A 15200-nucleotide genomic window follows, 5' to 3' on the forward strand; every position below is an offset into this window, starting at 1 on the left:
TCCACCTGCTCTCAAACATTGCTTTCTATATGTGTCAATCTGCCATCACTAATATGAAAGACCCTGTCTGCAATTTCTGATATGTCCTTGTCATGGGTAATGACGATCACTGTTTTATTATGGGTTTTGTTGATGTCTTTCAAAAGAGCCATGACATTGTCACTTGACTGGGAATCCAAAGCCCCAGTCGGTTCATCACACAAGAGAATATCTGGATTTTTAGCGATTGCCCTTGCCATAGCCACACGTTGCTGTTGACCACCAGAAAGTTGAGATGGAAAATGCTCCATTCTATCTGACAAGCCGACTTCTGATAATGTCTTTGCCACATCAAGCCCACGTTTTGAGATTTGGGCAGCCAAGGCAACATTTTCATAGGCGTTTAGGCTGGGAATCAGATTATAAAACTGAAACACAAAGCCCACCACATTGCGTCTATAGAGGGCTAACCCCATCTTGTCCAAGGTATGAACAGGTTCTTTTCTAAAAAACAATTCCCCGCCATCAAGACCATCCATGCCCCCTATCATGTTAAGTAGGGTGCTTTTTCCGGACCCACTCGGTCCCAGAATAACAATGAACTCCCCTTCATAGATTTCAAAGTCCACACCATCAAGGGCTTTGACTGTAACCTCGCCCATTTTGAAGTGTTTGACTAAACCTTTTGCACGGAGTAGAATCTTATCTTCCATATATTTCGCCTCCCAGTAAATCTTCATGCCTTCACCACGCCAGCATACCTACCGTCGGTATGTATCGGCCCTAAAAAAAGACCTACGGTCGGTATGTGATTTGCCTATAAACAGAGCGCCGGGCGCCCTGAATATTTTTGCTATGCTTTTATTTGTGTCCAGAAACTTTCAAATATTTCTTGCCCCAGTTTCACAATATCAAAATCTTCTGCAATCCCACCCAGAAGTGTTGCCCCTTCAAAGGAAGTGACCATCTGAACGGCCAAGCCTCTAGGGTTTAAGTCTTTTCTGATTTCACCTGAGTCTTGGGCCCTGATAAAAATATCTTCTATTTTATCAATAGAATCCATATACAAGCCACTCAATAAGGACTTGATTTCAGGTGACTTCTTCACAGACGTCAACATGAGATACATAAACTGCAAGAGGTTTTCTGTTGCTTCTTCTCCTGTCAATACACCAGCATATGCACCCATCATTTTTTCGATGTTAAACCAAGAAGCGATGACTTCTTTAGCACTGATGTTCTTTTCAAGGAGGCTATCCATCTCGGACATAATCATCTGGAAAGTGAACTTTATGCCCTCTGCAAGAAGATGGTCCTTGCTTTCAAAATAGTGATAAATTCCACCTTTTGTCACACCAGATGCATCTGCGATCTCTTTCAAGGTGACCTTTCCATACTCTTTCGTAAAGAACATATCCATTGCCACTGCAAGGATTCTGTCTTTTGTTTCTAAGTTTTCAAAGTCTGTACCAAACAATTTTTCACCACCTACCTACCGTCGGTATGTTTGTTTTTATACTACGCCTAATCTTACCACCTGTCAAGCAATTTGAACATAAAAAATGGGGATGTCTTTAAAAAACATCCCCACTGCAATAATCATTTATTGATTAAAACTATTGAATACTGATCACTTAGTCGTTTTAAGAACATCTTCTAACGCTTCTATAAATCGAAGCGTTTGTTCTCTTGTGCCCGTACTGATACGGTTCCATTCTTCCAGCCCCCAAAGGAAACCTGGACGAATTATTACACCACGTTTGAGCAGTTCTTCATTAACCACCCGCGATGAAATATCTGTTCTCATAAAGATGAAATTGGCATTTGACGGAATATAGTCTAGGTTATTTCTTTCAAAACACTCAATCATCAGGTTCAAAGAATCATAGTTGAGTTCCACTGTGTCTTCAATATGGCTTGTGTCCTGGAGGGCTGCCAGACCTGCAACTTGTGCTAGGCGACTGGAATTGAAAACCCCTTTAACCTTGGACATTTCCCCAATGATTTTTTCTGATGAAATGGCATAACCAATTCTAACACCTGCAATGCCTGCAACCTTTGAGAAGGTTCTAAGAATAACCGTGTTTGGTCTATCTTCCAGAATACGCAGACCATCTGGATAAGCTGGATTCTTAACCGCATAGTCATAGTAGGCTTCATCAAGAACAACAACCACACCCGCTGGAACCTTTTGGATAAACTTATGAACTTTTTCAGCTGTCATAATATTGCCTGTCGGGTTGTTGGGATTACATATGTAAACCAGCTTTGTTTTCTCATTAATGGCATCAAGCATTGCGTCGAAATCATGCTCAAAACGGTCTGTCAGTGGAACTTCTACAGGCACCCCGCCCATGTGGGAAACAGAAATATTATAAAGTCCAAATGAAGGTTTGCCCATAACCGCTTCATCGCCTTCGTTGATAAATGTCTGTGCAATAAACTTGAGGATTTCCTCGCCACCATTGCCCATTAGAACTTGGTCTGGTGAAATATTAAACTTGTCAGAAATAGCATTTCTAAGTGCTGGTGAAGTGGACTCCGGATATAAAAACACATTTTCAGCTTCGTCTTTGATCGCTTGAATGGCTTTCGGTGAAGGTCCGAGTGGATTTTCATTCGATGCCAGTTTTACGATGTCTGTTAAACCGTACTCTCTTTTCACTTCTTCGATGGGTTTGCCTGGTACATACTTTTTTAAGTTTGCAAGTTCTTTGCGGAATAGACTGCTCATATGAAGCCCTCCTGTATCATTTCCTCTAATCGGGATTGCTTGCCCGCCACACCTATACAGCATGTCCTGCAAACAATCTATGTTTAAACATCACAATGAATCTCGCGCCCTTTAACGCGAGATTCAATTATTAACCCCGGATGAACTCTCACTGGATTGTATTAATACTTATACATACACACACGAAAGTCCTTCTTTATTATGCACTTTCTTCAGAATTTTCATCCTTTTCTTCAGGTGTGGCATCATCTTGCGGTGGGTTAAGGAAGTACATTTGAAAGACACCCTTGCCTTTGACTTCAACCGGCTCGCGTTTTTCAAAGTCAAACTTGTCCCTCAGTATTTCATAGGTTCTATCTGAAACATTGATGCGCATAGGCTCTGAGTTTGATTCCATGCGGGAAGCTGTGTTGACTGTGTCCCCAAAAACATCATAAATGTATTTTTTAACGCCAACAACGCCACCTGTTACCCGACCCGTGTGTATGCCCACACGGATTCTCCATGTTTGCTCCGAAGTTTCATTTCTTTCGTGTAGGGCCTTTACAATGTCAACAGCTGCTCTGGCAATATTTTCAGCGTGGTTCTCATTCGGTGCTGGAAGACCACACACGCCCATGTAAGCGTCTCCAATGGTTTTGATTCGTTCACAGCCATGACTTTCCATAATATTGTCAAAGGTTGTAAAAATATCGTTTAACTCTTCAATGAGAAACTTTGGATCAAGGCTGTTGGAGGTCTTTGTAAAGCTCACAATATCTGAAAAATACATTGTAACTTCCGGAAAGCTTTCCGGTTCTGTCTTACCGTATTTTTTTAAGGTGTCTGCCACTTTTTTGGGCAGAATATTGAGAAGGAGCTTTTCTGACTTCTGTCTCTCCTTAAATATTTTAATGGACAGAACAACAACCACCAATAAAAAGGCCACAATTATGCCTATAATAATCGTCATAAGTTGAATTCTAAGGGACTGAAGTGTGAGCTCTTGCTTTTGCTCTTCAATCTGTGCATCTTTCTTTTCTGTTTCATAAATGGTCTGAGCATCGGCAAAACGCTTTGCAACTTCTTCATTTCTTAGAATTTCACGCAGTTCTGTATAAAGTGTTAAGTACCTGTTGGCTTCTTCATAATTACCAAGGGCCTGATAATCCTGGCTCAAGTTGCGAAGGGCCGATTGGAGACCGTCCCTGTAGGAAATATCCCGCGACATTTCTAGGGCATTGTTGTGCTCTCTTAAGGCAGACTCATAATCCCCCATCTGGGCGAACAAGGTGCCTACGTTGTTAAAAACTGATATAATCCCTTCTTGGTCTCCAATATTGTCATAGTTTTGAAAGGCCAGGGCATAGTTTTCAAAGGCTTCATCAAAATTGCCCTGCTTCTCGTTGACACCTGCCATATTGAAGAGGGCTGTTGCTCCCAGACCTGAGTCTCCCCCCTCCTTTGCCAGTTCGTAGGTTCTTGTAAACATGGCAAGGGATTCTTCATGATAGTCAAGATCAGCATATAAAGTTCCTATGTTATTTAAGGAATAGGCCATGGCCACTTTCCTGCCTTGGGCCTCATTAATGTCAAAAGACAAACTGTAATACTCAAGGGCACTTTCCACATTGCCCATTTGGGCATTGGCAGACCCTATATTGTTATAGGTCACAGCAATTTCTTCTTGTTTGTCCTCTTTTTCGTATATTTTAAGGGCTTCCAAGTACTGTTCTAGGGCCAGTTTATAATTTCCAAGGGCTTCATACACTGTCCCGCGGTTGTTCATTGTAAAGGCATTTCCCAGGGAATATCCTGACATGCTAAAAAGGTCATCCGCCTTGTCAAAGTTCTCGAGGGCTTTGGTATAGTCAGCCACACTTGCCCAGAGCAGACCGTATCCATTTTGACTGAATGCGGCGCCTTTGTTATAACCGAGAGGCACAGCCTCAGCATAAGACTTTTGGAAAGCTTCTGATGCCGACTCTGAATCTTCTAAGACAATATGGACATAGCCCAGCTGATTTCTCGCGTCAATAATGGCATAGGGATCATCGAGGGCTTGTGCTTCACTTAAGGCCTGATTTGCCAACTCCAGTGATTTTTCAGGATGATAGCCCGTTTCCATTTCAGACATTTTTATAAGAACATCAATCCGTTCTTTTCCAGTGCTTTCATCAAGCTGACTTTCAAGCTCTTCCACAGTGTCTGCATAAGCGGTCATGGAAATCAGAGCCATGCAAAGGATCAGCGTTAAAATTTTTTTCATTATAGGCCTCACAGACGAAGCGTCATACCCTCGCGGGCAACGCTCACATGCATGGTTTCCTGATAGAGTATTGTTTCCAGTTCACGAAGTTCTTCTTTTTTTCTGTGGACACCGTGGTGGAAGATGACAAGATGTTTCACATAGGCTTCCTTTGCCATGGCTAAGCCAAACTCCCAAGTTGAGTGTCCCCAGCCCTCATACTGGTCCATTTCATACTCATCTTGATTGAAATTAGCATCATAAATTAAAATATCGGCGTACTTTATAAAGTCTATGATCTCCCCAATATCCATGGCACCGTGGTCAAGATCGGTTAAGTATACAACTTTCTTGCCATCACCATGAATGGCATAGGCCAAGTTTCCACCAGGATGAACGGTCGGAAATGAGACCACCTTACATCCATAATCCAGTTCCACAACCTCCTTTGGTTCTAATTCTTTAAAGTTTATATCAGCTTGAAGCGTTTCCCAAGGCACAGGAAAATACGGATAGGCCATGAGGCCTTTGAAAACTTTCTCAAGGGATATATCCTCACGCTTTAAGCCGTAAATTGTGAGTTTATTCTCCGGTAAATAGGCCTGGGAAAAGAAGGGCATCCCCAAAATATGATCCCAGTGTGTGTGGGAAATAAACATATGCATGTCAAGTGGTCTTTCTGCATGAAGCTTTTGACCAAGAGGCACAACGCCTGTTCCACAGTCCAGTATGATTAATAGGTCGTCTAACCTAACTTCAACACAGGGTGTTGCAATGCCGTAATCAGCAATGCTCCGATTGGCCCCCGGACAAGATCCGACAACGCCCCAAAACGTCACATTCATATTGGCCATCCTACTTCTCCTCCTCTTCTAATTCATATGCCTTCTCTTTTATGAATATTTCAACAAGATCTGCGTCCAAGTGGAATCGATCCGCTTCTTCGGTAATAATTTCAAGAGTCCTAGGTATTGGAATTGCAGGCTTATACGGTCTATCCTTGGCTGTTAATGCATCGAAAATATCCGCCACGGCAAGTATTTTTGCCTGCACAGGCATTTCCTCAGCTGTCAGACCCTTTGGATAGCCTTCTCCATTTATTTTCTCATGGTGGGAGGCTGAAATAATTGGGACATTTTTCAGTTCCCTTGTCCATTTAATGCCTGAAAGTATGTCATAAGTAAAGAGGGCGTGGGATTCAATCATGGCCCTTTCTTCTTTTGTGAGTGTGCCTTTTCGAATGCTCAGTGATTCAAGTTCATGATCACTCAGCAAAACAACCTTCGTTTTTACCTCTTCCCCTTCTTTGTTCAACTTGTTGGCTTCAAAGGACAGTGTCGCCATATGCTGTAACTTGGCAAGTTCATCATCAGGTAAAAACCCCTTTTGGTTGACATCGCTAATGAAGTGCCAATATGCATCTATGTTTTCCAGTATGCGTCTTTCTGTTTCACTCAGAGAAAACTCTTTTGCCTTTAGAATCAAATGATTTTTAATCCACTGGTATTTATAGAAAAGGGCATCCATCTCTGAATCAAGAAGTTTGTTTCTCTTCATGAGGACAAACTCTCGAACGCCAATTTTACCGACATCATGGAGCAAGCCTGCGTAGTACATTTCTTTGAACTCCTCTTGTGAGAAGGTCACATCTTTATATCGACCATAATTTGCTTCACTCACTTTATGCGCCAAACTTAAGGCGTATTCCGTAACACGTTTTGAGTGACCAGCAGTGATCGGGTCTCGTTGGTCAAGTGCTGTAACAAGGGAAACCGTAAAAGATTCAAGCAAGTCTTCAATTTCATCAAAGAGTTGACTTCTTTCAATCAAAATGGCTGCTTGGGCAGCAAGACCTTCAATAATTTCAGCCTCTGTATCAAGAAAAGGCACAATATGATCTGGTATTGTCTCTGGTTCCCCAAGGAGGGTCGCGGGGTCACGTTTCTTATTGATCAGTTGGAGCACACCAATCACTTCGCCGTTGTAATTCTTCATGGGGATGACCATCATATTGACCGTTTTATAGTTTATAGACTTATCAAAGGACCCATCGTGATGAATCCCAACTTTTTCATAGCTTTCATCCATGCTTTTCAAATTATAGCTTTTTCCATTGTAGGCACATGCCCCTGCAATGGAATTTGTATTTATCGGAAGGGTGAATGACTTGAAGGGAAAACTTTTCGACTTGTTTTGTGTGTGTCTAAATCTTAGGCAGGGCTCACCTTCACAGTCCTCTTTAAAATAGAGGCTGCCTGCATCGCACCCAGTAATGCTCATACATTCAAGGAGGATTTTCTCAAGAAGTTTGTCCACATCTTTTTCAGCTGATAGTTCAATTCCGATTTGCGTTAGGTGCTGCACCAGTTTTTCTAGATAAACCTCTGGCATGCTTTCGTTTTGTTTTGAACCGCTTGTCATATTATCATTCCCAATCCCATTTTTCGCAGTGGTTACAATTTTTCCTAGTCAATTTAAGCCCACAAAGGCCATTAATTATCTATAAACTACCCATTTTCAGACCACTATCTCAAATATAAAAAAATCCGGTGCTGCCTCTTTGACAACACCGGACTCAAACTCTATCTTTTCATATAAGACCTCTCACATTAGGAGGCTTTGGTAGATTGTTTTTCTACAACCACTTTATCCTCAACTTTTTCTCCGACCACTTGAATGACACCATAGCAGGCTGCAAGTCCTACCACAATTGAAATCAGTGGATTAATCCCAATAAGGGCTGCTGGCAAGTAGCCAACGAGAACAGCAATGGCTGCAACTGTCAGCGCATAAGGGATTTGGGTCTTAACATGGTCTATATGGTCTGATGCAGAAGCCATGGAAGACATAATTGTGGTGTCTGATATTGGAGAACAGTGGTCTCCAAAGACTGCCCCTGTAAAAACTGCACCAATTGTTGCATTTAGTATTATGCCTGTGTCACCACCGCTTAACTGATAGACCAGCGGAACAGCTATAGGCATAAGGATGGCTGTTGTTCCCCAGGATGTCCCTGTTGCAAATGCTATGAAGCATCCTAAAATGAATACAGCCAGAGGAAGGATTGTGGCTGAAATTTTTCCGTCTAGAATACCCACGAGATACTGGGCTGTTCCGAGATCTTTGCAAATTCCGCCAATCCCCCAAGCTAAAACCAGAACCATTAAGGCGATCATGAGAGACTTGGCCCCATCCACCCAGGCGTCCATAGCTTCACGGAAGGTCAGTATTTTTTGACCCAGTACAAGGGCAAATGCCACAATAGATCCTGTATAGGATGCCCACATCATGGCAACGGCTGCATTTGCATTTCCTATAACCTGTCTTAGAACCTCGCCTGCAAACGGGCTTGCTTTCACCGCTTGAATAAGCGCCTCATCCGACCCGGCCATTACAGCTGCACGACCATTAATATAAAGACCTGCAATAACCATTACAATAACGGTGAGAACAGGAATAATTGCATTCATGGCTCTTAATGGAGTGCCTTCTGGTATGTCCATTTCCGTAAGTTCTTTTGAGGCCAGTGGCGTCGATCCATCGGCTACCAGTTTGCCTTCATTACGCGCTCGACGCTCAGCTTTAAGCATTGGACCATAATCTCGACCTGTTAGGGCAATCATTAGGACAAACCCCAACATCAAAAGGCTATAAAATCTAAATGGAATAGACTGAAGAAAAACACTGTATGCATTTGCATTGACGCCTATCATTTCAAATGCATCTTTTAATAGACCCAGTTCATAGGCTATCCAAGTGGATACAAAGGCCATTGAAGCCACCGGTGCCGCTGTGGCATCCGTTAGGAAAGCCAGCTTTTCTCTTGATATTCTCTTCTCATCCATTAAAGGACGCATGGTTGTGCCAACAAGTAGTGTGTTAGAATAGTCATCAAAGAATATGGCTAGACCCATGGCCCAGGTTGCTGCCATTGCACTTTGGGCATTTCTGACCTTACTGCCCAAGTACTGGGCTATGGCCTTTGCCCCACCAGATTTTGCGACGATGCCGATCATGCCACCTAGTCCAATATCAAAAATAATAATTCCTGCGTTCCATTCGGATGCCAGTGAGCCTGCGACATAATGCTGGACAGCATTTGCAAATCCAGTGAACACATTGCCCCCTGCAATAATTGTCGCTCCAACGATAATTGCGGCAAATAAGGACGGTATGACCTGTTTTGTCCTAAATGCCAGTACAATTGCCACAAGAGGTGGCAGTAACGACCAAATACCAAAATGTTCTATCATAAAAATTCCCCCTTCATACATTCATTATGAAGAGGGGCATCATCTGGCTTCATCACGCTTCACAAAACCTCATATTTATTTTGAATATTTTGAATATTCCATCTTCGCCATGTTTTTTCTTCCGTGTTTTCTATTGAATCATTATAGAGTTCTCCATTTCCAAAGCTACAACATGGACTGACTTTCAACAATCAGGGCTTCTAAAAACTTATTCACACTCACACGTCCTGTGTTTGAATGAATTCCTCGTATATGGTCCATCTCCACCTTGACCTCTTCAAAGTCAAAAAAAGACCCCGAATAGCTTACAAATACATCGTTTAAATAATCTTCCACACCCATTGTCGCTATGTTTCTCAGACCATGTTGCAGGGTACGACGCATCCTTTGACGCATTATCTTAGGTTTCTGACCTAGGGCATGACAAATCTCATTAAGGTGGTCAGAAACGCCTTGTTCTATTCCTTTTTCAACAAGAGCATGAGCACTGCACAGAATATCATGGGCCCCTTTTTCACCCAGTATGCCCATTTTACTAAGGACTTTTTTCATGTTCTCTTGTCTTTTCTCTCTTAGTTCAGATTGTGAGGACTGAGCAGGCCCTAAAACTGACCCCGTTTGGCTGAGCAGGCCACCGATTTGAGAAAGGGCGTTTTTCATCTCCATCTTTTCAATAATGGACCCAAGCACCCGTCTAACTTCTATTATATTGATGGGCTTTTGTATGAAAAACTCAATCCCCGCCTCATAAGATTCTCCAATCATGTCCTTATCTGAAACTTGAGAAATAATAACACATACCACTTTGGGATGCACTTGTCGAGCCTGTCTTACGAGAGCAGCCCCATCCATGCCTGGCATCAGATAGTCAACAAGAATAATATCTGGTTTAAAAGACTCTATGTCTTTAAGGGCCTTCTGCGGACAGGTCTGACAACCAAGAACCACACCAACACCCTCCTTGTGAATAATCCCCTCAAGTATTTTCAATATGTTTGGATCATCATCAATTAAATAGAATCGCATGTTTCCCCCTCCAGTGCTTGAATTGGAATGGCCAGTGTGAAAAGTGTTCCTTTACCCGGTTCACTTTGAACATCCACCGATCCCCGAAAGTTATCTCGAACCAGCGACTTAACCATAGAAAGACCAATCCCTCTGCAAATATCTCCTGTGGCATCATCAAATTTTGTTGAAAATCCAGGGTTGAAAATATAAGACAAGGTATCTGTATCCATACCCATACCGTTGTCACCAACATGAATATGGACAAAGGGTGGCACATCTTGTATTTTTATTTCAACAAGGGCATTTTCTATGCCCTGGCAGGCTTCAATGGCGTTGTTCACCAAGTTTCTTAAAACAGACATTAAATAGTAGTGCTTCTTAACACCAACCCTTGAATCCACCTTACTTTTCAACCTGACATCCAAGGCAGAGTTTTTTATATACTCTTGTGTGCTTTCTTCTAAAATATTCACTAAATCTTTCATTTCAATTTTTGATGGTGATAACTTTTGATCAAAACCCTGATCCAGTCCTTGAATAACCCTCACGTAGTCCTTCTTAATTTCATGAACATCTTTTGTAATATCTAAAATATCTCTTTTGAGAGCCTTTGAAACATTTTCACTTTCAGCCAACTTATACGTTTCATAGGACTTCTTCATGATTCTCTCAATAAAAATCATATTCTTTTGCATAAAATAGACTTCAGACTTAAAAAGCGACGTGAGCATCATTAACTTTCTGTATCTAATTTCGTGCTCCTCACGAACCAAAAATGATTTATACCATTTCAAATAGACAAGTATCCCGAATACAACAAGAAGCCTTGCAAAGGCTACAAAAACCAGGCCCCTAATAATGGTGCCATCCATGCCTTTAATCCGCGTCCTAACCGCCATTTCCATGAGGTTTGATATTAGATCACTGGCAAAAACCGTTATAAGAAAACGTGTTATGTTTTCCTCTTTTCTCCGCCAGTAAGCCACATAAAAAACAAGACCATAGGTCATGTAAAAAACCACATCGGGATAGACCAGATGAAATACAAATTTTAAATCTCCACTTTGCAGGGTCATAATCAGCCCTCTAATAAAAGGGCTCACAAGTGCAGTTAAGCATCCAATCCATATAGGATTTAAGTCTTTATTTTTATAGAGGAGCACAGGCAGAATAATAATTGATAAGGTGATGATGAATCCTTCAATAAAAAGATTCAGTGAAAACTGCGCTCCAATGGATATAGCCAGGGCGACCAATAGCATTTTGACCATTCGATTCATAAATGCCCCCTCATTATCTTATGCAGTGACATGATCCAAGCATTTTAATGTGCCTGCGTATAGACTTTATGTAGCCTAATCACCAAGGCCAGTTCTTGATCGATCAGGTGTTTTTCCACTATGCCCTCTAGAAGTGTCTTGATACGGTCAAGCCTGTATCTTATGGTGTTTCCATGTTGGTAAAGAGCCTGGGCTGTTTTTTTGACATCACAACCATTCTCCACATAAATTTGCGCTGTCAATAGCAGATCGGACCCGTTTTTTTCATCATAGGCAAGGATGGGATCAATAACTTTATCGTAATAGGCCTGTACCCACACGTTTTTTTCAAGGGGCATCAGCATTTGATACATCCCTATTGTTTCAAAGGTTTGAAGATCCTTCTTGTCATACAGGACGGCATATTGGCTGGCATGGTGGGCTTCTTGAACCGCTTTATCAAGGTCCGAAAGAAACCTGACACAACTTTGTCCAGCATAGGTCTTGAGCTTATCCAGCCCTGTGGCCTCAAGAAGATTGCCTATAATGCTCCTATCCCGTATGGCTTCATCAAAGCTTAAAACAATATACACATGAGATTCATCCATTAAGCACTTATGGAATTTCCCTAGAATTTGGTTGCATAAATACATGGATAAGTGCCTGCTGGTATCTTGTTCATATATTTTCATAATCAGGACAATCACATAGTCCCGAAAATTCTGATTGATTTTGTAAGCGAGCTTTCTTACATCATCCCTTTCCAGCTTATCTTCCTTAAGGGCATAGACATGCTTGAGTTGATTATGAAGTTCATCTGTTTTTTTCATATAAGCCGCAAGCTCTGTAATGACATCTTCATAGTAGACCTCATCGTAAAAGAATATGGGAAAAGCGTTTGTCTGGGCTATTTCTCTAACCGCCTCAGGCAGGCTTTTTAAATATAGTGTTTTGATTGCAAGAGCACCGACTTCTGCTTGAATCAGCCTGTACACAATATCCTCAAGCTGCGAAAGATCATCTTTAATATACATAAGATTCGTAAGAACCAGCTCACCCGGATTAAAATTGTCGCTTATAACGTGGCCAAGTTCATGATCGAGTATGCCCACCTTGCTAATTTCTCTATCTAGCCCGACGTCCCCTGTTGCTGACTTAAATGTTTTGAGTATATCAAGCTTGAGTATTTCCTTAAGCTGAATCGCCATATTATCCCCTCCATCGTTATCCTCATTATAGTCGAATAAGGATATTAATTCCAGATGAAAGGCCTTAACAAAAACTCAGTATATATCTGAGCGACATGCAAAATAACAGTTGAGAATCCTCGACATATCATATATAGATATATGAGAATAAAGAACTCTATATTTTCCATGGTGAGGATGTGACGCAGTCATTTTGCATGCGACCGATCCATGATTTTAATAAAAATGTTCAAGTTCTTGCTTTTTTAATTATGACATCAATGAAATATTTTCATCTATTAATTTAAGCAATCGAAACACAGATGTGCTTCACCGCATAATTTTTACTGTTTTTAAGCAAAATAGCATACACTTTTCATGTATGTTTACAAGTGTATTTCTACTCTACAATATATCTATAATTACTGTAATAACAGCGTTTTGGTATATATAAAACAATCATTTCGTACGAATTGTTACATTAATTTAATATTTAAATAAAAATACATACTTTCCGTAATATTTGTTCTTTGTAATTCAAGATTTCATGAACTTTCCCATCTTTTCCATCTCAATAAGACCACTTTTTACGAACAATTATGCATAATTCCTGTCATCAAATCACAGTCTTTTCAATGTAAAATATTTGCTTTAAAACCTTTATAAACCACCAAATATGCAATCATTGTGTATTCGACCACCCTAACAACCGTTAGGTTGAAACTCTAAAATACGCTATTTCATTGACTTTTGAGTATTTTTTGAATAGATGTCTCTTTTTTTGATTTTTGAGTATTTAGTACATTTTGTGTATTTATATTCATTCGCCTCGCTTGACCGAATTGTCTGAATTATGTATCATTTGCATAACCTATAACATTTCATCATTTGGATCGCATCATTTTACAATGCGTCCACATATCACTATTTAGGAGGGGGACTCTGGAAGAAATGTTGGTGACTTTGCATCTTATGATTCCATAATTATTCTTTTATTGAATTATAAGTCACAATCATTCGACTTTTACAATATAAGTTACTTCTTGAAATACAATTCTTGAAACACAAGCAGTTTCTTATATTTGGCGCTTGCATATTATAAATCTACGCCCTCAAAATACCTACTATAGAATTTTTCATTTTTAAATATCTATTTATGGTATAGCAAGGGGGATTAAATGATATTTAGCAAGTCGCTTATCTATAAGGATGATTAGGAATGATTGGAAATGATCTGCTTTAGCAAAGTTTATACAAGTAATAACGCAGTTGTGCGTTGTTATAAATAATCCTTTGGAGGGGGAAAAATATGAAAAAATTATTGGCAATGCTTATGATTCTGGTAATGGTAATCGGTATGGCAGGATGTTCTCAGCCTGCACCAGCTGAAGAGCCAGCTGAAACTGGATCAGAAGCAACAAGTGAAGAAACGGCTGAAGCGCCAAACTTCAAAATTGGTATTATGACGGGTACTGTTTCTCAGAACGAAGAGGAATACCGTGCAGCTGAATCCGTTCAGCAGAAATACGGTGAAGAAAATGTTCTTATCATGACATATCCAGATAAGTTCATGGATGAGCAGGAAACAACTATTGCAAACCTAGTTTCTATGGCTTCTGATCCAGAAGTTAAAGCGCTTATCATCGTTCAAGCTGTTCCTGGTACTTCAGCAGCTATCGAAAAAGTTAAAGAATTCCGTGATGACCTACTTATCATCGCTGGCGTTCCTGGGGAAGATCCAAAAATGATCGCCGACAAGGCTGACATCGTTCTTGCAATGGACGAACTTACAATGGGTCGTACAATTCCTGAGCAAGCTAAAAAGCAAGGGGCAGAAGTGTTTGTTCACTACTCTTTCCCACGTCACATGTCTTATGCACTTCTATCAGCTCGTCGTGACCTGTTAAAAGAAACTTGTGATGAAATTGGCCTACAATTCGTAGACGCAACAGCTCCAGACCCAACTGGGGATGCTGGTGTATCTGGTGCTCAACAGTTTATCCTTGAAGATGTTCCAAGAATGGTTGAAAAGTACGGCAAGAACACTGCATTCTTCTCTACAAACTGTTCTATGCAGGTGCCTCTAATTTCAGCAGCACTTGACGAAGGCGCAATCTATCCTCAACCTTGTTGTCCTTCTCCATATCATGGCTTCCCATCAGCTCTTGGTATCGAGATTCCAGAAGACAAAAAAGGTGATGTTCAGTTCGCTATCGATCAGATCACTGCAGAAGTTGCAGAACGTGGCGGTACTGGCAGATTCTCTACATGGCCAGTTCCTGTTGCTATGATGTTTGTTGAAGGTTCAGCAGATTATGCATGGGAATGGGCAAGCGGAAACATTTCTGAAAAGGTAGACAAAGAAGCTCTTAATGCTATGTTCAACGAGTACGCTGGTGTTAATGTAACACTTAACGAACTTGACGAAAATGGCGTACATTATAGCAACTACATGATGGCTATGATGGACTTCCTAGACTTCTAAGAGTCATACATACAGCTTAATACCGGCAACTGCCGAATGAGCTATGTAAAAGCAAAACTCATGTGAGG

The 15200-nt window shown here is 40.9% G+C and carries 11 protein-coding genes; 1 reads left to right on the forward strand and 10 read right to left on the reverse strand.

The annotated features are described in order from the left end of the window. Nucleotides 1-11: 11 nt before the first annotated feature. The 10 genes from ACQ4KW_RS20175 to ACQ4KW_RS20220 all read right to left on the reverse strand — a co-directional run bounded on the left by ACQ4KW_RS20175 (nt 12) and on the right by ACQ4KW_RS20220 (nt 12668). Nucleotides 12-692, reverse strand: coding sequence for an ABC transporter ATP-binding protein (locus tag ACQ4KW_RS20175; protein ID WP_430884232.1), 681 nt, complete (start codon nt 690-692; stop codon nt 12-14). A gap of 140 nt (nt 693-832) precedes the next feature. Beyond that, nucleotides 833-1456 (reverse strand): TetR/AcrR family transcriptional regulator, encoded by a 624-nt coding sequence (locus ACQ4KW_RS20180; RefSeq protein ID WP_430884233.1) that lies wholly within the window; start codon nt 1454-1456, stop codon nt 833-835. Nucleotides 1457-1609: 153 nt separating this feature from the next. Continuing rightward, entirely contained in the window at nt 1610-2713 is a 1104-nt protein-coding gene (hisC, locus tag ACQ4KW_RS20185) for a histidinol-phosphate transaminase (protein WP_430884234.1), read from the reverse strand. Nucleotides 2714-2912: 199 nt separating this feature from the next. Continuing rightward, on the reverse strand, nt 2913-4961 hold the full coding sequence (locus ACQ4KW_RS20190; RefSeq protein ID WP_430884235.1) for an adenylate/guanylate cyclase domain-containing protein: 2049 nt from the start codon (nt 4959-4961) through the stop codon (nt 2913-2915). 8 nt (nt 4962-4969) lie between these two features. Next, the gene (locus ACQ4KW_RS20195) at nt 4970-5794 is read right to left on the reverse strand and encodes an MBL fold metallo-hydrolase (protein WP_430884236.1); all 825 of its coding nucleotides are present in this window, start codon (nt 5792-5794) and stop codon (nt 4970-4972) included. Nucleotide 5795: 1 nt separating this feature from the next. Next, on the reverse strand, nt 5796-7331 hold the full coding sequence (locus ACQ4KW_RS20200; protein ID WP_430884237.1) for an HD domain-containing phosphohydrolase: 1536 nt from the start codon (nt 7329-7331) through the stop codon (nt 5796-5798). 218 nt (nt 7332-7549) lie between these two features. Continuing rightward, entirely contained in the window at nt 7550-9193 is a 1644-nt protein-coding gene (locus ACQ4KW_RS20205; RefSeq protein ID WP_430884238.1) for a Na+/H+ antiporter NhaC family protein, read from the reverse strand. Nucleotides 9194-9358: 165 nt separating this feature from the next. Then, nucleotides 9359-10219 (reverse strand): DNA-binding domain-containing protein, encoded by an 861-nt coding sequence (locus tag ACQ4KW_RS20210; RefSeq protein ID WP_430884239.1) that lies wholly within the window; start codon nt 10217-10219, stop codon nt 9359-9361. Beyond that, on the reverse strand, nt 10204-11481 hold the full coding sequence (locus ACQ4KW_RS20215; protein WP_430884240.1) for an ATP-binding protein: 1278 nt from the start codon (nt 11479-11481) through the stop codon (nt 10204-10206). The genes ACQ4KW_RS20210 and ACQ4KW_RS20215 overlap by 16 nt, the downstream gene beginning before the upstream one ends. 44 nt (nt 11482-11525) lie before the next feature. Continuing rightward, a complete protein-coding gene (locus ACQ4KW_RS20220) occupies nt 11526-12668 on the reverse strand; it encodes a PucR family transcriptional regulator (protein ID WP_430884241.1) in 1143 nt (380 codons plus the stop codon). A 1288-nt stretch (nt 12669-13956) separates the two neighbouring features. Here ACQ4KW_RS20220 and ACQ4KW_RS20225 point away from each other — a divergent pair. Beyond that, a complete protein-coding gene (locus tag ACQ4KW_RS20225; protein ID WP_430884242.1) occupies nt 13957-15132 on the forward strand; it encodes a DUF3798 domain-containing protein in 1176 nt (391 codons plus the stop codon). Nucleotides 15133-15200: the final 68 nt, after the last annotated feature.

The sequence above is a fragment of the Tianxiuia mixotrophica genome (assembly GCF_050596425.1).
GTDB lineage: Bacteria > Bacillota > Clostridia > Peptostreptococcales > Acidaminobacteraceae.

Excerpts from the sequence above, each read along its gene's own strand:
- ACQ4KW_RS20175 (WP_430884232.1), bottom strand. The coding sequence starts at position 692 with ATGGAAGATAAGATTCTACTCCGTGCAAAAGGTTTAGTCAAACACTTC.
- hisC (WP_430884234.1), bottom strand. The coding sequence starts at position 2,713 with ATGAGCAGTCTATTCCGCAAAGAACTTGCAAACTTAAAAAAGTATGTA.
- ACQ4KW_RS20190 (WP_430884235.1), bottom strand. The coding sequence starts at position 4,961 with ATGAAAAAAATTTTAACGCTGATCCTTTGCATGGCTCTGATTTCCATG.
- ACQ4KW_RS20195 (WP_430884236.1), bottom strand. The coding sequence starts at position 5,794 with ATGGCCAATATGAATGTGACGTTTTGGGGCGTTGTCGGATCTTGTCCG.
- ACQ4KW_RS20200 (WP_430884237.1), bottom strand. The coding sequence starts at position 7,331 with ATGCCAGAGGTTTATCTAGAAAAACTGGTGCAGCACCTAACGCAAATC.
- ACQ4KW_RS20205 (WP_430884238.1), bottom strand. The coding sequence starts at position 9,193 with ATGATAGAACATTTTGGTATTTGGTCGTTACTGCCACCTCTTGTGGCA.
- ACQ4KW_RS20210 (WP_430884239.1), bottom strand. The coding sequence starts at position 10,219 with ATGCGATTCTATTTAATTGATGATGATCCAAACATATTGAAAATACTT.
- ACQ4KW_RS20215 (WP_430884240.1), bottom strand. The coding sequence starts at position 11,481 with ATGAATCGAATGGTCAAAATGCTATTGGTCGCCCTGGCTATATCCATT.
- ACQ4KW_RS20220 (WP_430884241.1), bottom strand. The coding sequence starts at position 12,668 with ATGGCGATTCAGCTTAAGGAAATACTCAAGCTTGATATACTCAAAACA.
- ACQ4KW_RS20225 (WP_430884242.1), top strand. The coding sequence starts at position 13,957 with ATGAAAAAATTATTGGCAATGCTTATGATTCTGGTAATGGTAATCGGT.